This window comes from Halobellus sp. EA9 (assembly GCF_051195055.1).
Lineage (GTDB): Archaea > Halobacteriota > Halobacteria > Halobacteriales > Haloferacaceae > Haloquadratum > Haloquadratum rubicundus.
In genome coordinates this window covers 285297-304383 of record NZ_JBNTJW010000001.1, presented here as the reverse complement: position 1 = coordinate 304383, position 19087 = coordinate 285297, and the positions used below count along the sequence as shown (strand labels likewise).

At 68.8% G+C, this 19087-nt stretch carries 21 protein-coding genes; 13 read left to right on the top strand and 8 right to left on the bottom strand.

The annotated features are described in order from the left end of the window. Positions 1-65: 65 nt before the first annotated feature. The 4 genes from ACQUQ0_RS01545 to psmA are packed head-to-tail and all read left to right on the top strand — an operon-like array spanning position 66 to position 2692. The gene (locus ACQUQ0_RS01545) at positions 66-794 is read left to right on the top strand and encodes an RNase P subunit p30 family protein (protein ID WP_435182725.1); all 729 of its coding nucleotides are present in this window, start codon (positions 66-68) and stop codon (positions 792-794) included. Continuing rightward, positions 778-1446, top strand: a complete 669-nt coding sequence (locus tag ACQUQ0_RS01540; RefSeq protein ID WP_435182724.1) for a class I SAM-dependent methyltransferase — start codon at positions 778-780, stop codon at positions 1444-1446. The genes ACQUQ0_RS01545 and ACQUQ0_RS01540 overlap by 17 nt, the downstream gene beginning before the upstream one ends. 6 nt (positions 1447-1452) lie before the next feature. Then, positions 1453-1932: an Rpp14/Pop5 family protein gene (locus ACQUQ0_RS01535; RefSeq protein WP_435182723.1), complete on the top strand. Its 480-nt coding sequence runs from the start codon at positions 1453-1455 to the stop codon at positions 1930-1932. Positions 1933-1936: 4 nt separating this feature from the next. After that, complete coding sequence (gene psmA / locus ACQUQ0_RS01530) at positions 1937-2692, top strand: archaeal proteasome endopeptidase complex subunit alpha (protein ID WP_435182722.1); 756 nt, start codon at positions 1937-1939, stop codon at positions 2690-2692. Positions 2693-2854: 162 nt separating this feature from the next. On the opposite strand, the gene ACQUQ0_RS01525 is transcribed toward psmA, so the two are convergent. Both ACQUQ0_RS01525 and ACQUQ0_RS01520 read right to left on the bottom strand, forming a co-directional pair. Beyond that, positions 2855-3208, bottom strand: coding sequence for a helix-turn-helix transcriptional regulator (locus tag ACQUQ0_RS01525; protein ID WP_372388335.1), 354 nt, complete (start codon positions 3206-3208; stop codon positions 2855-2857). A 25-nt stretch (positions 3209-3233) separates the two neighbouring features. After that, positions 3234-4007 carry an NRDE family protein gene (locus tag ACQUQ0_RS01520; RefSeq protein WP_435182721.1) on the bottom strand — a complete coding sequence of 258 codons (774 nt, stop codon included), beginning with the start codon at positions 4005-4007 and terminating at the stop codon, positions 3234-3236. Positions 4008-4104: 97 nt separating this feature from the next. On the opposite strand from ACQUQ0_RS01520, the gene ACQUQ0_RS01515 reads away from it, so the two are divergent. Further along, positions 4105-4545, top strand: coding sequence for a universal stress protein (locus ACQUQ0_RS01515; RefSeq protein ID WP_435182720.1), 441 nt, complete (start codon positions 4105-4107; stop codon positions 4543-4545). 221 nt (positions 4546-4766) lie between these two features. On the opposite strand, the gene purN is transcribed toward ACQUQ0_RS01515, so the two are convergent. After that, positions 4767-6362 (bottom strand): phosphoribosylglycinamide formyltransferase, encoded by a 1596-nt coding sequence (purN, locus tag ACQUQ0_RS01510; RefSeq protein WP_435182719.1) that lies wholly within the window; start codon positions 6360-6362, stop codon positions 4767-4769. A 178-nt stretch (positions 6363-6540) separates the two neighbouring features. Here purN and purB point away from each other — a divergent pair, with 178 nt between their 5' ends. The 5 genes from purB (at position 6541) to ACQUQ0_RS01485 (ending at position 10850) form a co-directional block, all read left to right on the top strand. Continuing rightward, complete coding sequence (gene purB, locus ACQUQ0_RS01505) at positions 6541-7929, top strand: adenylosuccinate lyase (RefSeq protein WP_435182717.1); 1389 nt, start codon at positions 6541-6543, stop codon at positions 7927-7929. A gap of 81 nt (positions 7930-8010) precedes the next feature. Next, positions 8011-9087 carry a glucose 1-dehydrogenase gene (locus ACQUQ0_RS01500; RefSeq protein ID WP_435182716.1) on the top strand — a complete coding sequence of 359 codons (1077 nt, stop codon included), beginning with the start codon at positions 8011-8013 and terminating at the stop codon, positions 9085-9087. Continuing rightward, positions 9074-9724, top strand: coding sequence for a transcriptional regulator GfcR (gfcR, locus tag ACQUQ0_RS01495; protein ID WP_435182715.1), 651 nt, complete (start codon positions 9074-9076; stop codon positions 9722-9724). The genes ACQUQ0_RS01500 and gfcR overlap by 14 nt, the downstream gene beginning before the upstream one ends. Before the next feature lie 76 nt (positions 9725-9800). Next, a complete protein-coding gene (locus ACQUQ0_RS01490; protein ID WP_435182713.1) occupies positions 9801-10142 on the top strand; it encodes a glutaredoxin family protein in 342 nt (113 codons plus the stop codon). A 141-nt stretch (positions 10143-10283) separates the two neighbouring features. After that, positions 10284-10850, top strand: coding sequence for a DUF7110 family protein (locus tag ACQUQ0_RS01485; protein WP_372388345.1), 567 nt, complete (start codon positions 10284-10286; stop codon positions 10848-10850). Positions 10851-10928: 78 nt separating this feature from the next. On the opposite strand, the gene ACQUQ0_RS01480 is transcribed toward ACQUQ0_RS01485, so the two are convergent. Continuing rightward, a complete protein-coding gene (locus ACQUQ0_RS01480; RefSeq protein ID WP_435182711.1) occupies positions 10929-12218 on the bottom strand; it encodes an aminomethyl transferase family protein in 1290 nt (429 codons plus the stop codon). A 236-nt stretch (positions 12219-12454) separates the two neighbouring features. Between ACQUQ0_RS01480 and ACQUQ0_RS01475 the strand changes: the two genes are divergently transcribed. Further along, positions 12455-12970, top strand: coding sequence for an amino acid-binding protein (locus ACQUQ0_RS01475; RefSeq protein WP_435182709.1), 516 nt, complete (start codon positions 12455-12457; stop codon positions 12968-12970). Positions 12971-13015: 45 nt separating this feature from the next. Here the strand turns inward: ACQUQ0_RS01475 and ACQUQ0_RS01470 are convergent, their stop codons facing one another. Both ACQUQ0_RS01470 and ACQUQ0_RS01465 read right to left on the bottom strand, forming a co-directional pair. Next, positions 13016-13666 carry a type I 3-dehydroquinate dehydratase gene (locus ACQUQ0_RS01470; RefSeq protein ID WP_435183033.1) on the bottom strand — a complete coding sequence of 217 codons (651 nt, stop codon included), beginning with the start codon at positions 13664-13666 and terminating at the stop codon, positions 13016-13018. A 174-nt stretch (positions 13667-13840) separates the two neighbouring features. Further along, a complete protein-coding gene (locus ACQUQ0_RS01465; protein WP_435182708.1) occupies positions 13841-14851 on the bottom strand; it encodes a 2-hydroxyacid dehydrogenase in 1011 nt (336 codons plus the stop codon). A gap of 110 nt (positions 14852-14961) precedes the next feature. On the opposite strand from ACQUQ0_RS01465, the gene ACQUQ0_RS01460 reads away from it, so the two are divergent. Next, a complete protein-coding gene (locus ACQUQ0_RS01460) occupies positions 14962-15933 on the top strand; it encodes a phosphoadenosine phosphosulfate reductase family protein (protein ID WP_435182706.1) in 972 nt (323 codons plus the stop codon). An 18-nt stretch (positions 15934-15951) separates the two neighbouring features. On the opposite strand, the gene ACQUQ0_RS01455 is transcribed toward ACQUQ0_RS01460, so the two are convergent. Together ACQUQ0_RS01455 and ACQUQ0_RS01450 are read right to left on the bottom strand one after the other, a co-directional pair. Further along, positions 15952-17109, bottom strand: coding sequence for an XdhC family protein (locus ACQUQ0_RS01455; protein WP_435182704.1), 1158 nt, complete (start codon positions 17107-17109; stop codon positions 15952-15954). Beyond that, positions 17106-17780: a Rossmann-like domain-containing protein gene (locus tag ACQUQ0_RS01450; protein WP_435182703.1), complete on the bottom strand. Its 675-nt coding sequence runs from the start codon at positions 17778-17780 to the stop codon at positions 17106-17108. Before ACQUQ0_RS01450 ends, ACQUQ0_RS01455 begins: the two co-directional genes overlap by 4 nt. A gap of 84 nt (positions 17781-17864) precedes the next feature. On the opposite strand from ACQUQ0_RS01450, the gene ACQUQ0_RS01445 reads away from it, so the two are divergent. Further along, the gene (locus ACQUQ0_RS01445) at positions 17865-19073 is read left to right on the top strand and encodes a sensor histidine kinase (RefSeq protein WP_435182702.1); all 1209 of its coding nucleotides are present in this window, start codon (positions 17865-17867) and stop codon (positions 19071-19073) included. Positions 19074-19087: the final 14 nt, after the last annotated feature.

The window sequence follows — 19087 nt, the reverse complement described above, 5'->3', positions numbered from 1 at the left end:
CTCCCCGCTCGGCCGCCCGTCGGCCGACCGCAACTCCCATACTCGCCCGCCCTGTCTCCTCCCGTATGTACGAGGCGGTCCACGCCCACCCCGACGGCGAGAGCACGGCCTCGCGCCTCGCGCTGACGGCCGAGCGCCACGGCTACGCGGGCGTGATCGTCCGCACCGACGACGCCGATCCCGACTACGAGACGCTCCGGGAAACGGCGAACGTCGACGTCGCCGACGGCGTCGAGATCGTCGCGCAGGACTCCCAGCACGCCAGCGGCGCGGTCGGGAACGCTCGCCCGAAACACGAGGTGGTGATCGTCGCCGGCGGGACCGACGGGCTGAACCGCTTCGCGGTCGAGCAGGCCCGCGTCGACGTGCTCGCGCGGCCGTTCGAGGGCACCCGGGACGACGGAACCGACGGGATCGGCGGCGACGGCGACGTCAACCACGTGCTCGCGAAGGCCGCCCGCGACAACGACGTCCGGATCGAGGTGAACCTCGCGCCCGTCCTCCGGGACCGCGGCGGCGGCCGCGTCCGCCACCTCGACAAGCTCCGTCGCCTGAAGCGCCTCCTCGATCACTACGACGCCCCGTACGTCGTCAGCGCCAACGCCGAATCGCACCTCCAGGTCCGCGCGCCGCGCGAGTTGGCCGCCCTCGGCGAGGAGATCGGCCTCGGCGCGGAGTGGACCCGCGACGGACTCACGGAGTGGGCGCGGCTCGTCGAGCGCAATCGGACGCGGCTGTCCGAGTCGTTCATCACCCCGGGCGTCGAACGTGGCCGGTATGAAGAAGACGATTGAGGAACACGCCGAGCGCTTCTCGGAGGCGGCGGCGTCCTACGACGACGACCAGGACAGCGCGGAGTACCTCGCCTGTGCGGACCTCGTCGTCGAACACGCCGACCCCGGCCCCGACGACGTCGTCCTCGACCTGGGGACCGGCACGGGCGCTATCGCGCTGGCGCTGGCGCCGGCCGCAAAGCGCGTCGTCGGACGCGACATCAGCGAGGGAATGCTCGATCAGGCGCGCGAGAAGGCCGCGGAGATGGGCATCGAGAACGCCGAGTTCGGCGAGGGGCGCTTCCGCGCGCCGAACTACGACGGGCCCGTCGATATCGTCACCTCGAACTTCGCGATGCATCACCTCTCCGACGACGAAAAGCGCGAGGCGATCGGAGTGATCGCGGATCTCGACCCGAGGCGGTTCGTCATCGGCGACGTGATGTTCTTCGGGGCGCCCGACCCCGACGAACCGTTCTACAGCCCGGAGGTCGACGACCCCGCGACGGTGGGCACGCTCGTCGACGCGCTGACCGACGAGGGGTTCGTCCTCACCGCGGTCGAGCGCGTCCACGACCAGGTCGGCGTCCTCGTCGCCGAGCGCTTCGGCGAGTCGAGCGAGCGCGTCGCGGTCGACGGCGATCCGAACGAAGCCGACGCAGACGAGGAGTGAGCCGGAGTGAAGCACCTCCCGAAGCACCTCCAGCCGCGCTGGCGCTATCTCGCGGTCGGGATCGAGACCTGGCCCGACGCGGACTTCTCGCGGGGGGCCTTCCAGCGGGACCTCTGGTACGCCGCCCAGAACCTCTACGGCGACGTCGGCAGCGCCGAGACCGACCTGACGGTGCTCGGTTTCGCGCTCGCGGACGGCGACGGCGAGACGATCGTCCGCGCCCACCGAGGCACAGAGGACCGCGCGCGGGCCGCCCTGGCGACGCTCGACCGCGTCGACGGTCACGAGGTCGGCCTCCGCGTCCGGGGGGTCTCGGGGACCGTTCGTGCCTGTGAGGAAAGGTATTTGAACGGCCGGGCCGGACGTGACAAACAGAGAGACGTCGTGTTCGAGAACGAGCCTCACGCCGCCGTCGTCCGCGACAGTCGCGTCGACGTCGAGCGGGCGGAGGGGTTCGCGGGCGCGACGCGGCTCGATTTCGAGTGATACTATGCAGGGACAAGCCCAACAGCAGGCATACGACCGTGGGATCACGATCTTCTCGCCCGACGGTCGTCTCTATCAGGTAGAGTACGCGCGCGAGGCCGTAAAGCGAGGGACCGCGAGCGTCGGCGTCCGCACGGCAGAGGGCGTCGTGCTGGCGGCCGACAAGCGTTCGCGCTCCCCGCTGATGGAGCCGACGAGCGTCGAGAAGATCCACAAGGCCGACGACCACGCCGGCATCGCCTCGGCGGGCCACGTCGCCGACGCCCGACAGCTGATCGACTTCGCGCGGCGGCAGGCGCAGGTCAACCGCCTCCGCTACGGCGAGGCCGTCGGGATCGAGACGCTCACGAAGAACGTCACAGATCACATCCAGCAGTACACCCAGGTCGGCGGCGCTCGCCCGTTCGGCGTGGCGCTCCTGATCGGCGGCATCGAGAACGGCGAGCCCCGACTCTACGAGACGGACCCCTCGGGGACGCCCTACGAGTGGAAGGCCGTCTCGATCGGCGCCGACCGCAGCGACATCCAGGAGCACCTCGAAGAGAACTACGCCGAAGGCCTCTCCCTCGACGAGGGCGTCGGCCTCGCGCTGCGGGCGATCGCCTCGGCCAACGAGGACGAGCTCGAAGCCGACGGCGTCGACGTCGCGACGGTCTCGACCGACACCGAGGCGTTCGTCGAACTCTCGAACGACGAGATCGCCGAGTACATCGCCGACAACGACCTCGAACCGGCCGAAGACGAGGAAGACGAAGAGTAGCCAGTAGCCCGCGGGCCGCTGCTGCCCGGTCTTCTCGCTGCGAGCCGTTCGCGACGCGTCGCCGTTCGGACCGCCGACCGCGTACCGAGTCCCGCTACGGCCGACGCTCGCGCCGAGTGTAGATCACGCGGAGTCCGACAGCCGAACCCGCGACGTCGAGGCTCAGTACTCCTCGTAGGCGAGGTTCATCAGCCACTGCGAGAAGGCGTCGCTGTTGTGGTTCACCTCTTCCTCGCCGATGAACGGCGAGAGCATGTCGCCCGCCATAAGCAGCGAGAAGTCGAGATCGCGCGCTGCGGGTTCGAGGTGGTAGGTGTTGTGGCCGTCGTAGACGGTGTCCTCGCGCTCGATGAGCCCCTGAGACGCGAGGCTCTCGGCGATCCGGCTACCCTTCCGCGAGGAGATGTCGAGTTCCTTCCAGAAGTCGCTCTGGTGGATCCCACCGGTCTCTCGGATGAGTTCCAGCCCGCGACGTTCGTCCTCCGAGAGGTCGGCTTCGGGGTCGCCTGCGCTCATAGGGGGTCCGACGCCCGCGACTCGTTTAAACCTGACTTTCGACCCGTTCGAACGACGTCTCACAGGGCGGCCCGTCCGCGAAGCGGAACCCGACGTCGCCGTCGGCCGAGAACGTGAGGACCGACGACGAGCGCGTCCCGAAGTCGCGGTCGGGTTCGTGGATACAGACGCCGTACTCGTGGTCTCCGAGGACCTCCATCGCGCGGTCCCGCCAGGCAACCGGGCCGTCGAAGTCGGTGGGGTCGAGCGCCCCGAGAATCCGCTCTGCGTTGTGTGCCTGCTCGATCCCGCGTTCGGGGTCGCGGTCGAGGTCGAAGCGCTCGCCGTCGATCCCGACGTTGACGACGACGTGGACGCCGGGATCCAGCTGTCGCACCCGCAGGTCGCCGTCCCACTCGAAGAGGTAGGCCGCCGGCTCGCCGTCGCGTCCCCGACCGCGGCCGTCGGCGACGACGAGGTTGAAGCCGTTGTACGTGTCTGATTCGACCGCGGATTCGACGACTGGCCGAGCGTCGTCGGCGCTCTCGGTCCGGAGGACGTCGCGGACGAGCTGGCCCCGGGAGCGCTCGCCGCCGTCCTCGATACGGACCCAGCGGTTCGTCAGGCCCGCGAAGACGCCGGGCTCGTTGTAGCCGATCCAGGTCCCGCCGGCGACGGCGTCACGCGGGGCGAGAAACGCCGGGTCGCCCTCGGCGACGGCCGGCGGCTCGGACGTCCGGTCCAGCCGTTCGTCGCGGTTCGCGGCCACGACGAGCGGCGCGTCGGCGAACGCGCGCCAGGCGAAGGTCAGCGTACACACACCCGCGATACGTGCGGCGGACCAATAGGTGTGCTGTTCGAGCCGGGCGGGAATCGGGGGACCGTTCAAGGCCCCGCCGGCCGAAGACGAACCCGAGATGTACGACCGCATCCTCGTTCCCACCGACGGAAGCGACGGCACGCTCCAAGCGCTCGAACACGCACTCGACATCGCGGCCACGCGCGATGCGACGGTCCACGCGCTGTCCGTGGTCGACCGACGCCTCTATCTGGCCGCCGGCGAGGAACAGAAGCCCGAACTCAAGGCGTCGCTGAAGGACGACGCCCGCGAGGCCGTCGATCGAGTCGCCGACGCCGCGGCCGATGCGGCCGTCGACTGCGAGACGACCGTCCGCGACGGGATTCCCTACCGAGCGATCCTCGACTACGCGGAGGACTCGGACGTCGACCTGATCGTGATGGGCACTCACGGGCGGTCGGGGCGGGACAAGCTCGCGAACCTCGGCAGCGTCACCGAACGCGTCGTCGAGAACACCGACAAGCCCATCCTGGTCGTGCGAATGACCGACGACGAGTAAGGTCGGCCACCGCCGCCAGCCGGATCTGCGCGATCGGCGATTCCGGCGGAGGTTTATATACGATCGCGGGGCCAGACGCCCCGTGACGTAGGATTCGTCCCGCGTCGGGTCGCGGTTGCTCGGCACGTCGACGCGGGCGCAGTCGTGCCGACTGTTCGCCTTTTCGCCGCAGCGCTCTCTGTCGCCCACTCGCCTCGACTTCCGGCGCTCCTTCGCTCCGGTCAGTCGTGCCGGAAGCACCGCCGCCCGGTGAACACCATCGGCACGTCGTGGGCGTCGCAGGCGGCGATGACGTCTTCGTCGTTGACCGAGCCGCCGGGCTGGATCACCGCCTCGACGCCGGCGTCGATCGCCTCCTCGACGCCGTCGGGGAACGGGAAGAAGGCGTCGGAGGCCATCACCGCGCCCTCGGGGCCCTTGCCCTCGGCGTGTTCGTCGGCTTTCATCGCCGCGAGCCGGACGGCGTCGACCCGCGAGACCTGACCCATTCCGACGCCGACGGTCTCGGTCCCGTCGGCGAAGACGATGCCGTTGGACTTCACGTGCTTGAGCACCTTCCAGGCGAACAGCATCGTCTCTACTTGCTCGTCGGTCGGCTGGGTGTCCGTCGCGATCTCGACCTCCTCGCGGTCGGGCGCCCAGCGGTCGCGCTCCTGGACGAGTCGACCGCCGACGAGTCGCTTCTCCGTGAGCGCGTCGGTCCACTCGCCGAGCGACCCGATGTCGAGGACGCGGAGGTCGTCCTTCGTACGGAGGACGTCGAGCGCCGCGTCCGTGAGGCCCGGCGCGACCACGACCTCCTTGAACGAGTCGACGATCTCCTCGGCGGTCGCCGCGTCGCACTCGCGGTTCAGAGCGACGATTCCTCCAAACGCGCTCATCGGGTCCGTCGCGAGCGCGTCTGCGTAGGCGTCCGCGAGCGTGTCGGCCGTCGCACAGCCCGCGGGGTTGGTGTGTTTGATCACCGCCGCTGCGGGCTCGTCGTCGGCGAATTCCTTGATCAGATTCAGGGCCGCGTCGGCGTCGTTGTAGTTGTTGTACGAGAGGCCCTTCGCGCCCTCGTTCAGCTGCGGCGCGCCGACGACGCTCGCTTCCGTGTCGGCGGCGTCGGCGTAGACCGCGGCGTCCTGGTGGGGGTTCTCGCCGTAGCGCAGTTCGGCCACGCGGTCGTTCGAGACGACGCGTCGCTCGGGGAAGTCGCCGCCGTCGTCGCCATCGACCGAGACGGTGGGCTCACCGTCCCGCTCCGAGACGTCGAGACGCCCCTCCGCGAACCACCGCACGGCGCGCGGGTACGCCGTGAACTCGGCGTCGTAGAGCACGCGTGACTTCAGCGACTCCGCGTCGTCGTCGCCGTAGACCGGCACCGACTCTTGGGTGACGACCGGCCCGGCGTCGACCTCCTCGGTGACGACGTGGACGGTGCAGCCGGTCACGCTGACGCCGGCGTCAAGCACCTGCTCGTGGGCGTCGTCGCCGGGGAACGACGGCAGCAGCGACGGGTGAACGTTGAGGACCGTCGGCGTCGCTTCCAGGAACGTGTCGGTGAGGATCCGCATATAGCCGTCCAGACAGACCAGGTCGAAGTCGTAGCTCGACAGCGCATCGAGGATCCGACGCTCGTGGTCCGCGCGCGACTCGTCCTCGTCGCGCTCGACGACTTCAGTGGGAATGCCGCGCTCGGCGGCAGCGTCGAGGACGGGCGCGCCTTCGTGGTTCGCGAGGACGACGCCCAGCTCGGCGCCGCCGGGCGCTCGCTCGTCGATGTGCAGGAGGTTTCGGCCGCGGTTGCTCGCCAGGCCGGCGATCGTGGTCATACCTGAGCCCCCTCGCGCGGGTAGTAAGTCAGTTGCGGTCTCCCCGAGGTGAGTATGCACGGACGCGGATAGCGCACTCGGAAAACGGGCTGAAACGCACCGGATCTATGCACGGGAGTGTGATACCCACCGCCACCGCTTCGACACGCTTTTTTAGCGGACGGCGGAGTCTCTCCGTATGCAGGACCTCTCCCGTTCCGACCCGCTCGCGGCCGTGTCGCCGCTCGACGGACGGTACGCGGGCCGCACCGAACCGCTCGTCCCGTACGCCAGCGAGGCGGCGCTGATGCGGGCCCGACTCCGCGTCGAAGTCGAGTACCTGATCGCGCTCGCGGAACTCGATGCGACCTCCCTGTCGCTTTCGGACGCCGAGCGCGCGGACCTCCGCGCCGTCGTCGACGGCTTCGACGGCGAGGACGCGCGGCTGATCAAGCGGCTGGAGACCGAGGGCGCCGAGGGGTACAGCGCGACCAACCACGACGTGAAGGCCGTCGAGTACTTCCTGCGGACCCGAGTCGAGGAGGCGGTCCACCCGTGGATCCACTTCGGACTCACCTCTGAGGACGTCAACAACCTCGCGCACCGACTGCTCGCCAAGCCGGCCGTCGAGGAGGTGCTCTTGCCCGCGATCGCGTCCGTCCGCGACGAACTGGAGTCGCTGGCGCGCGAGTACCGCGACACGCCGATGCTCGCGCGGACGCACGGCCAGCCCGCGACGCCGACCACCTTCGGCAAGGAGATGGCCGTCTACGCCGCCCGGCTCGGACGGGCAATGGGTCGCGTCGCCGACGCCGCGTCCGGCCTCTCGGGAAAGCTCGCCGGCGCCTCGGGGACCTACGCGGCCCACGTCGCCGCCTACCCGGACGTCGACTGGCGCGCGTTCTCCCGCGCCTTCGTGACCGGGCTGGGGCTGGAGCACACCGCGCTCTCGACGCAAGTGAACCCCTGCGACGACCTCGCGGCGCTGTTCGACGCGCTCCGCGGCGTCAACAACGTCCTCTTGGATCTCGACCGCGACGTCTGGCTCTACGTCTCCGACCGGTACCTTGGCCAGGAGGCCGAGGAGGGCGAGACCGGCTCGTCGACGATGCCGCACAAGGTGAACCCGATCGACTTCGAGAACAGTGAAGGGAACCTCTCGAAGGCGAATTCGGACCTCCAGTTCCTCGCGGACTATATCACCACCTCGCGGCTCCAGCGCGACCTCTCCGACTCGACGGTGAAGCGCAACGTCGGCGCGGCGTTCGCCCACTGCCTGATCGGCTACGGAAAGACAGAGACCGGGTTGGGAAAGGTCGTCCCCAACGAGCGGGTGATGCGCGAGGACCTCGACGCCCACCCGGAACTCATCGGCGAGGCGGTCCAGACCATCCTCCGGCGCGAGGGCGACACCGATGCCTACGAGCGCGTCAAGGAACTCACCCGCGGCCGCGAGGTGTCCCTGGCGGACTTCCGCGACCTCTTCGAGGACCTCGACGTCGACGAGTCGGTCCGGGAGGAACTCCGCGCGCTCTCGCCGGCCGAGTACGTGGGCGTCGCCGACGCGCTCGTCGACGAACTCGACTGACGCCGGGCTCTTGCGACCGCCGCCGCATTCTTAACTCGAAAAGGAATAAATCTTTTATCGACTCGGGAGAGAAGAGCCTGTATGAACGCGATCGCGGTCGAACGCGGGGGAGAGAGACCGGTCGTCGTCGACACCGCGCGGCCGACGCCCGCGCCCGGCGAGGCGCTCGTCCGGACGCTTCGGGTCGGGGTCGACGGGACCGACCAGGAGGTCATCGCCGGCGGCCACGGCGGCTTCCCGACCGATGCCGACCACCTGATTCTGGGTCACGAGGCCGTCGGCGTCGTCGAGGACGCCGGCGACACGCGGTTTTCCCCCGGTGACGTCGTGGTGCCGACCGTCCGGCGGCCGCCGGGCGAGTCCAACGAGTACTTCGACCGCGGCGAGCCCGATATGGCGCCCTCGGGCGAGTACTACGAGCGCGGGATCGAGGGCGCACACGGATTTATGTCCGAGTACTTCACGAGCCCCGGCGAGTACCTGGTGTCGCTGCCGCGCGAGCTCGCCGACGTCGGGTTCCTCGTCGAACCGCTCTCGGTCGCGGAGAAGGCGATCGAGCTCGCCGCCGCCGCCCGCTCGTCGTTCGATTGGGCGCCCGAGTCCGCGCTCGTCCTGGGCAACGGGAGCCTCGGACTCCTCACGCTGGCGCTCCTCCGGGACCGCCACGACTACGAGCGGCTCTACTGCCTCGGTCGCCGCGACCGCCCCGATCCGACGATCGACATCATCGAGGAACTGGGCGCGACCTACGTCGACTCCCGGGAGACGCCGGTGGAGGCGGTTGCCGACGCCCACGAGCCGATGGACCTCGTCTACGAGGCCACTGGGTACGCGAAACACGCCTTCGCGACGATCGAGGCGCTCGCGCCGAACGGGGTCGGCGCGCTCCTCGGCGTCCCCGAGCCCTGGGAGTTCGAGATCGACGGCGGCCGCCTCCACCGCGAGATGGTCCTGGAGAACAAAGCGCTCGTCGGGAGCGTCAACTCGAACGTGCGGCACTTCGAGGCGGCCGTCGAGGCGCTCGGGACGCTCCCGGAGTGGTTCTGCGACGCGCTCGTCACCGGCGTCTACGGTCTCGGGGACTTCGAGTCGGCGTTCGTCGACGACGACACCACTATAAAAACAGCCGTCCAATTCAGCGCGTATGAAGAACGTTGACGACCTCATCGCCAGCGCGGCCGAACTCGCCGAGCGCGGGCTCTCGAAGGGCGAGATCGCGGACGAACTGAACGTCTCCAGGGAGACCGCGAGCTGGCTCGTCGAGCGGAGCGGCTCGACGGGATACGAAGAGCCGGACCAGCCCGACGCGGCGACGACCGGCGCGAGCGGGCCGCACGACATCCACGTCGACTGGAGCGCCGTCGGTCGGGATTCGACCCGCCTCACCCAGATCGGACGCGCGATGGCCGACCTCCTGTTGAAGGAGGGCGAAGAGGTCGACCTCACCATCGGCATCGAGAAGGCTGGCGCGCCGCTGGCGACGGTCGTCGCGAGCGAACTCGACACGGATCTCGGCTCCTACGCGCCGGCGAAACACCAGTGGGAGGAAGGCGACATCGAGGAGCTCGGCGGGTCGTTCTCCCGGAACTTCGCGCAGATCCGCGACCGCGAGTGTTACGTCGTCGACGATACGATCACCTCCGGGACGACGATGCGCGAGACGGTCGAGTCGATCCGCGAGGAGGGCGGCGACCCGGTCGCCTGCGTCGTGATCGTCGACAAGCAGGGGATCGACGAGATCGAGGGCGTCCCCGTCTACTCGCTTATCGACGTCGTGCGCGTCGGCGAGGAGTGACCGGCCTTCTCCGGCCTCCCCGGCCCCGACGGTCGCCGACGCAACCCATTTGACTGCGGACCGCCTACGGGTCGGTATGACGTTCCAGCCCGATTCGGACCTGTCCGACGGCGAAGTGCAGTCCCGAGTCGACGAGGCCATCGAGTCCAACGACGTGGTCCTGTTTATGAAGGGGAACCGACTGATGCCTCAGTGCGGCTACTCCCAGCGCGCGGTGAACCTCATCTCCCAGTACGAAGAGGAGTTCGAGACGATCGACGTCCTCCCCGCGCTCGATCAGTACCGGGCGGCGCTCGAATCCCACAGCGGGTGGGAGACGATCCCGCAGACGTACGTCGACGGGGAGTTCATCGGCGGCAGCGACATCCTCGCGGAACTCGACGAGCGCGGCGAGCTCGAAGCGACGCTCCGGGCGTAGGGGAGGCGTCCGACCGGAGCGGTCCGTCCCGCCCAGTTACCAGATAGCAGAGACCCTATAAGCCCCCGGTCCGTACCACCACGCAGGTACCGACGTCGCGTCGCGTCCGTCTCGTACGGGTACCATCCAACCACCATAACTATGTCAGGCCGCGTATTCCGACTTCACTCGACACTTGAACTGCCCCTCGAAGAGGTCGAAGAGTACCTGAACGGTGATCCGGACCTGCCCCCCGAGGTCGACGACGTCGAGGTGACCCGTCGCAACAACACGCTCATTCTCAAGGCCGTCGCCGCCGAGGACGACCTGAGCAAGTACACGCCGACGGCACAGCTGAAAGCCAGCATCACGGAAAACCGCGTCTACGAGGAGGAGCCGCCGCGCGCCGGCGCGCCCCGCTGGGAGGAAGAAGAAGAGGAGATCCCCTCGGAGCTCGTCGAGTTCGCCTGCTTCAAGGGCGACCGCGAGACCGTCCTCCAGAACACCGCCCTCCAGTATCCGATGTTCCTTGTCCTCCGCGAGATCGCGCTCCTCGCCGAGAAGGGGACGCTCACGGCGATCACCGAGGTCGACGACGAGCTCGAAGCACACCGGATCGTCGAGGGCGAAGAGCGCCCGGCGAGCATCGAGGTCGTCGAGAATCCGTCCCAGAGCGAGGGCGGCTCGAACGGCGTGAACTGGCGCGACAACAAATTCATCTCGGACTGATTCTGCGGCGACTCGACGCCCCGTTCGCGCGAGCGACGTGCGGAACGCGAGCGCAGAACCGCAGAGCCGCAGGACCCCTCAGCGCCGATCGGCCTTGTACGGGGCCTTCGCGACGGTCGCGGAGATCTCTGTTTCGACGTGGCGCTCGACGCTCTTGTTCCCGGAGCCGTCGGCCTCGCCCCAGGTGAGCGTGATCTCGGTCCCTGGCTCGGCGTACTCGGTGTCGAGGATGGCCAGCGAGAGCATCTCCCGGTGGTTGTAGATGTAGCTCATCCACTTCGAGACGCCGACGTGCTCGCCGTCCTTCGTCACCTCGTCGTAGTGGCACGCCGACGAGCGCGGCGCCGGCATATCCATAAATTTGTGCGTCTCGCCCTCGCGGAAGAGCGACGCGAAGACGTCGACGACGTCGTCGTCGTCCCACACCAGCGTGGCCTTCTTCCGGTCGGGATCGTCGATCTCCGCTTCGAGGGCCGCCTTGCCGACGAAGTCGTGGTCAATGTCGACGATGTGGTCGTAGCCGACCTCGATCGGCGTGACGTAGTAGTCCTCGATGTCCTCGGAGTCGAAGCTCCCGCCGATGGAGATGAGCCCGCGCCGGAGGTCGAGCCACTCGCGGAAGTCCCGCATCTCCTCGCCGGTGTAGATCGCCGGCACCGGGAGCGGGAGCCACCCCAGGACGGTGTTGGCGCTCTGGTAGCTCTTCGAGCCGAGCCGGCGGATCCCGTACTCCTCGCCGGCGTCGAGGATCGTTTCCCGGACGGCGTCGCCGTCGTCGTAATCGCCCCAGAACTCGAAGCCGGCCTCGCCGGCCATCCCGTGCCGGAGGAGGTAGGCGTCGACGCCGTCAATCGAGACCTCCGCGAAGCGGAAGAAGCCGAGGTCGGGGATGTCGCCGTCGAGCACTTCCTCCATCACGGCGACCGCGTCGGGGCCCTGGACCTGGAACCGGAAATTCTCGGGGTCGTCGCCGGTCGCGACCGGCCGCGGTTGCATCTCGACGTCGACGTCGTAGTCGCCTGTTTCTGCCTGGTAGTCGAGCCAGTTGTGGGCGGCCGCGGCGCCGACGCTGAGGAACCGGTCTTCGGCCTCGCGGAAGAGGATGGCGTCGCCGATGAGGTAGCCGTCGGGGTTGGGGACGACGAGCTGTTTCGCCTGCCCGACGTCGAACTGACTGAAGTCGTTGACGGCGTAGTCGGCGTAGAGGTCGACGGCCTCGCAGCCCTCGATCCGCAGGTCCGTCATGTGGTACGACTGGTCGGCGAACGCGACGCTCTCCTGCCAGGCGCGCTGTTCTTCGATCCAGTGAGTGAACTCGTCCGGGAGGTCTGTGAACTGTGCCAGTCCGAGGTCCCGGAGGAGACTCACGGGACTCTCTGCGGACTGGATCGCGTCCTATAGCGTGCGGTCTGACATCGGAACTCACGCGGTACTCGGTAGATATTTACACAATAGTTTACGATACTGGCGCGAGAGTCCCGAAGGCGTCGGATATCCGTGGTCTCGTTTACTCGCGACCGAATACGGACGGCGGCAGTATACTTATTTCGGCCCCACCGTTTGATTGGGACTGCCAATGACTCGCACGACGGGGTGGGACGCCGATGAGTGACGCACAGTCGGACATCCGGGCGTACACCCTCAGACTGGAGCTGATCGACGAGCCGGGCGAGCTCCTCCGGTCGCTCCGGCCGATCGCGGACAACGGTGGGAACCTCCTGTCGATCTTCCACGAGCGGGGCAACGTCACCCCGCGCGGGCATATCCCCGTCGAGGTCGACGTCGAGGCGACGCCGGACCGCTTCGAGAAGATCATCGACGACCTCCGCGACGCCGGGATCAACGTGATCCAGGCCGGCACCGAGCGGTACAGCGAGGGCCTCACGGTGATCCTCTCGGGGCACGTCATCGACACCGACCTCTCGGACACGCTCTCGCGCATCCAGGAATCGGCGAACGCGTCGGTGACGGACCTCTCGATCTCCGCGCCGGAGGGCACGAGCGACGTCTCGAGCGCCCGCATCCGCATCGCCGCCGAACGCGGGGCTACGGAGGACGTCCTCGGGAAGATCCGCCGGATCGCCGACGAGAAGGACCTCCGGCTGGTCGAACCGCTCTAGCCCCGACACGGCGAAATCGACGATCTCGGCGTCGCTGCCGGATAATCAGTTCGGGAGGGTCAGTTCCGAGGGAACGGTGACGTCGTCCTCGACGGCTTCGATCCGTTCGAGGTTCGTCCCGGCGATCCTCGTCGATTCGATCAGTGCCGCGAGCTTGCCCAGGGGGAGCTGTCCGGGCGCGTACTCGCTGTCGTCGTCGGGCAGCGGCGCGTAGCCGAGCCGCGAGCCGTAGATGTGGCCGACGACGCGGGTGTGGCTCCCGATCTCGCCCATCGCGATCCCGGCCGCGTCGACGCCAGCTTCGGTGGCCTCGTGCAGGACGGATAGAAGCGTCAGCGTGTCCGAGAGGTCCTCGGGGTAGGTCGCGACCTTCGCGATGTCGCCGTAGCCCGCACACTGGTCGATGATCGCGGTGAGGACGTCCTCGTCCGGCGTCGTCTCGAAGTCGTGGTGGGAGATGATCAGCCGCACGTCGTTCTCGCGAAACTCCTCGAGGATCCACTCCTTCGCCCGCGCGGTCTCGAGTTCGATGTCGACGTAGGCGACGTCGTCGAACCGGGAGGCCGCGAAGAGCGTGTCCAGCCGGCCCTGATCTCTGGCCTTGCCGCCGAACCACTGGTTCCGATTCGTCGCGATGATCGGGAGCTCGCCGTCGTAGGATTCGAGCTGTCCGATCGGATCGTCCGCCTTGTCCATCCGGAACTCGACGAGGTCCGCCTTCCCCCGGGCCTCCGCCTCCCGTGTCAGATCGTTCGTCGTGGCCGCGAGAGCGAAGCCGTCGATCTTCATGCCAACGAGTAGCACCCAGCCGACCATAAATTTGCTTATCGGGCCTCCGGATCGCTCCCGTGACGCGGCGGCGACGGCGACCTATTCGAGGCCCGCGTCCCGTAGCGCCGAGTTCGGCAGGGGTTCGCCTTCGATGCCTGCCTCGAGGTTCGCGGCGGCCATCTCGGCCATCCGGCCCCGCGTCTCGACGCTCGAACTGCCGATGTGCGGCGTCACGACGAGCTTCTCGGGCGCGTGCCGCAGCAGCCGGTGGTCGGCCGGCAGGGGCTCGGGGTCGGTTACGTCGAGCCCCGCCCGTGCGATCCGGTCCGCCTCTAGCGCCTCGTCGAGCGCCTCGGTGTCGACGACCTCGCCTCGCGCCGTGTTGACGAGGACGGCGTCGTCGCGCATCCGTTCGAACTCCGCAGCGCCGATGAGCCCGTCCGTCTCGTCGGTGAGCGGCACGTGCAGTGACACGAAGTCGCTCGCGGCCAGGAGTTCGTCGAGGTCGACGTACGTCGCGTCGAGTCCGACCGCTTCCAGCTCGGCCTCGCGGTCGGGCTTCCGACTCCGGCTCGTGTACAGGATGTCCATCCCGAATCCGGCACCCCGGCGCGCCGTGGCGGTGCCGATGTCGCCGAGGCCGACGATGCCCAGCGTCGCGTCGTGGACGTCCGCGCCCCGCAGGAGCGTCGGTTCCCACGTCTCCCAGGCGTCGGCTTCGACGTGGTCGTGCGCTTCGACGGTGCGGCGCGCGCACATCATCAGGAGCGCCCACGCGAAGTCCGCGGTCGTCTCCGTGAGCACGCCCGGCGTGTGACCGACGGCGATCCCGCGCTCGTGCGCCGCTTCCAGGTCGACGTGGTCGTAGCCGACGGAGTAGGTGCTGACGACCGCGAGGTCCGACGACGCGTCGAGCACGCCCGCGTCGATCTCGTCGGTGAGCAGACAGAGGAGGCCCTCCGCGTCGTGGTCGGCGACCGCGGCCTCGATCTCCGAACGCCCGGGCGGGAGCGTCTCCTCCCGGACGACGACCTCGTACCGGTCGCGGAGGCGGTCCAGGCCCACCCCGGGGATCTCGCGCGTGACGTAGACGGTCGGTGGCTCGCTCATCGGTTCCCTCTGTCTCACATCCCGACAAAGGTGCTTGCGGTTCCCGACGGGCCCCGACCGATCGAATCCCAAAAGGCATTTATCGGACTGTAATTAGATGTAATTACGAGATGTCAGACGAGTTCCCCGATTACCTCGACGTCGACTACGCGGACGGCGAAGGCGAGACGCCCGAGGATTACCCGACGATCCAGGACAAGATCGAGAAGGCGATCGAGGTCACGAAGCGCGGCCTCGAAGAGTACCGCAACCCCGCGGTGATGTGGACCGGCGGGAAGGACTCGACGCTCACGCTGTACTTCATCAAGGAGGTCGCCGAGAAGTACGACCTGGAGACCCCGCCCGCGGTCTTCATCGACCACTACCAGCACTTCGACGAGATCCACGACTTCGTCGACCACTGGGCCGAGGAGTGGGACCTCGACGTCGTCTACGCCCGCAACGAGGACGTCGGCGCCTACGTCGACGAACACGATCTCGAACCCGGCGACGACATCCCCGTCTCGGAGCTCTCCGAGCACAACCAACATCACGTCCGCAATCTGCTGGAGTACGAGGACGACACCTTCCCGTTCCTGCTGGACACCTACGTCGGCAATCACCTGCTGAAGACGGTCGCGCTGAACGACGTCCTCGAGTCCGAGGGCATCGACGGCGTCATCTCCGGCGTCCGCTGGGACGAACAGGAGGCCCGCGCCGACGAGACGTTCTTCTCGCCGCGGCACGACCCCGATATCTACCCGCCGCACGACCGCATCCAGCCCATCCTCCAGTTCGACGAGGCGTCGGTCTGGGAGGCCTTCTGGCACTTCGTGGTCCCGGACACCGTCGAGGGCTACCCCGACGACGGCTACGTCCCGCAGGGCGCCGACGACCTGCCGAACGGGCTCACGATGGAGGACATCCCGGTCTCGCCGAAGTACTTCGCCGGCTTCCGCTCGCTCGGCAGCGAGGTCTCGACCGACAAGACCACAGAGGAGCCGGCGTGGCTGCAGGACATGGAGAACACGACCGAGCGCGCGGGCCGCGCCCAGGACAAGGAGGACCTGATGGAGCGCCTGCGCGACCTCGGCTACATGTAAGCTCGGTCCGAAAACAGCCTACTGCGCGGGCGCGTCGGACTCGACGTCGACGCGCTCGTGGATCGGCCCCTCGCGTTCCTTGAGGTGCCGCGGCTCCCGCCCGTTCGAGACCGCCAGCGCCTCGCCCACGATGCTGTGGGCGATCTGGTAGGGCGACCCACCGCCGAGGTCGAGTCCGACCGGCGTGTACAGCGACGCCAGTTGGGACTCCGTGTAGGTCTCGTCGAAGGCCTCGCGCATCTCCTCGAAGCGCTCGCGCGGCCCCATCAGGCCGACGTACGGCACGCCGGCTCCCAGGAGCGCCTCAACGGTGAGTTGATCGTCGACGAAGTTGTGCGTCATCACGACCGCGTAGGTCTGGTCGTCCAGATCCAGGTCGTCCGCGACGGTCGCGGGCGAGGTGGTGACGATCCGGTCCGCCGCGGGGAAGCGCTCGTCGAGGTCGACCGCGCCGCGGAAGCCGACGACCGTGACCCGGAAGTCGTTCTTCGCGGCGAACTCCGTGACGGGGCCGACGTCGTGGCCGGTCCCGAACACGACCAGGTCGGCCGGCGCGGCCAGGCCGTCGACGAAGACCTCGATTTCCGTCCCGTCGTGGTCGACGGTGACGGTGTCGGCCTTTCCGTCCGCAGCCAGTTCGCCGGCCGGCCCCGCGAGCCCCGCCGGCCAGTCCGCCGCGTCGTCGCCGTCGGGCGTCCGCAGGGCGTCGCGCTCGGGGTGGTAGTACGCGCGGTCGCCCTGCTCGAACGTCGAGTCGCCGCCGTCGAGGACGGTGAGCACGCCGACGTCTCTCCCCGCCGAGAACGCCTCGACGGCCGGGCGGTAGGTCTCCGAGAGGGGTTCGAGGAGGACCTCGATGACGCCGTTACAGCCGACGCCGAGCCCCCAGACGTCCTCGTCGTCGTCCTCCATCAGGTCGTAGGTGACGAGCTCGGGCCGACCGCGCTCGCGGACCCGGGCGCCGACTTTCACGAGTTCGTCTTCGAGACAGCCGGCGGTGATGCTGCCGACGCCCGCGCCCCCCTCGTCGAGGAGCATCTTCGCGCCGGGCCGCCGGTAGGCGTTGCCGTCGACGTCGACGATGGTCGCCAGGACGTCGGTGCCGCCGGCGTCGAGTCGGTCGCGGATGCGCTGTACTACCTCCGTCTCGGGAACGCTCCAGTTTCGCTGTGTCATGGATTCGTGGATTCGTCGTGGCTCTCGGTCGTCTCCGGCTGTGCTCGCTCGCCGCCCCTCCCGTCCGCCCGTTCGCCGAGCGCGACGCCCGCGGGGCGTGCCCCGGCGACGTACACCTTCTCGACGCCGGCGTCGTGGAGGTCGGTGCCGCACGCCCCCGCCGCGACAGCCTCGCGAGCCCGCGAGCGGTCCGTGACCGACGCGCCGGCGACGACGTCGACGCCCGCCTCGAACAGCGGCCCGGGGAGGAACGACGCGGTCGCCCCGATCACGATCACCGTCGCCTCGGCGGGCGCCGCCGCGAGGTACCGATCGATGCCGCCGTAGATGAGCGCCGATCCGGTGACGAAGACGACCGCCGCGTCAGAGAGCGCCGCGTCGGCCCCGGCGGGCGTGTGGGTCCGCACCGCGACGCCGTCGGGATCGGGCACGTCGTCGATCGGCTCGCGCTCGATCACCCTGACCTCGACGCCGTCGAACTTCCGGAACGCGGGGCCGAACAGCCCGACCGTCGCGATGCGCTCGACGTCGGCGTCGAGCAGCGCCATCGGATCCCCCGTCTGCCAGTCGACGAGCGGCGCCGAGAGGGCGCTCGCGGTCGCGATCCCGAGCGCCCGCTGCGGCGGGCGCTCCCGCCGAAGGCTGCTCCGGGCGGCCGCCGTACCTCTCATCTCCCTCACACGTATATCCGATCTGATATTCACCGCTGATACTCGGGCCGCAAGGAATACATTTCGCCCACTCCGGGATAGCGTATGGACGGGCTCTCGGACGGCACCGTTGGGAATTTCTCCGCGTTCGACGGCGGCACGAGCCGCAGCGACGCGGCCGCCCACGCGCAACTGTACGATATCGTTCTCGATATCTCGACGAGTCTGATGAGTGCCGAACCCGACGAGTTCGAGACGAAGGTCCGGTGGAGCCTCGAGAGCGTCGGCGCGCAGGTCGGCGCCGACCGCGGCCAGGCCTTCCAGGTGCGGGGCGACGACTTCGAGTCGCTGGCGCAGTGGACCGACGACGATGTCGACCCCACCGGGCTCCGACGGATCGATTCCGGGGAGTTCGACTGGCTCGGCGAGCGGATGCGGCAGTTCGACAACGTCGCCGTCTCCCGCCTCGGCGACCTGCCGTCGGACGCCCCCATCCGGGACCGCCTCCGCGACGCCGACGTCGGCGCGGCCGTCTTCCTGCCGGTCGTCGACGACTGGTCCCTCGAGGGGTTCGTCCGCTTCGACGTCGAGCGCGGCGACCGCCGGTGGTCGGACACGGAGATCGATCTGCTGCGGACCGTCGCGGACATGATCGGCCACTCGCTGGCCCGCGTGCGGCGGGAGACGCAGCTCCGCGACCAGAACGAGCGGCTGGAGACCTTCGCGAGCGTGCTCTCGCACGACCTCCGCAATCCGCTCAACGTGATGACGGGCTCGCTCGCGATCGAACAGTCCGAGGGCGACTCCGAGCACGTCGACCGGGCGCTCCGCGCGGCGAACCGGATGGAGACGCTCGTCGATCAGGTGCTGGACCTCGCCCGACAGGGCCGCGATGTCGATGATCCCCAGCGGCTGAGGCTCGACGCCGTCGTCAGGCGGGCGTGGGAGACCGTCGAGACATCGGCGGCCGACCTCCGGTTCGACGGCGAACTCGGGGCCGTCTCCGGGGACCCCGAACGGCTGCGCGCGGCGTTCGAGAACCTCTTCCGCAACGCGATCGAGCACGCCGGCGACGACGTGACGGTCCGGATCGGCCGCCTCGACGACGGCTTCTACCTCGCCGACGACGGGCCGGGGATTCCCGAAGACGAGCGCGGGTCGGTGTTCGACCGCGGCTTCACCACCGAGGGCGGGACCGGCCTCGGCCTCGCGATCGTCCGGAGCGTCGTCGAGGCCCACGGGTGGTCTATCGAGGCCGTAGAGGGCAACGACGGCGCCCGGTTCGAGATCAGCGACGTCGCGTTCGTCGGCTGAACACCGACCCGGCC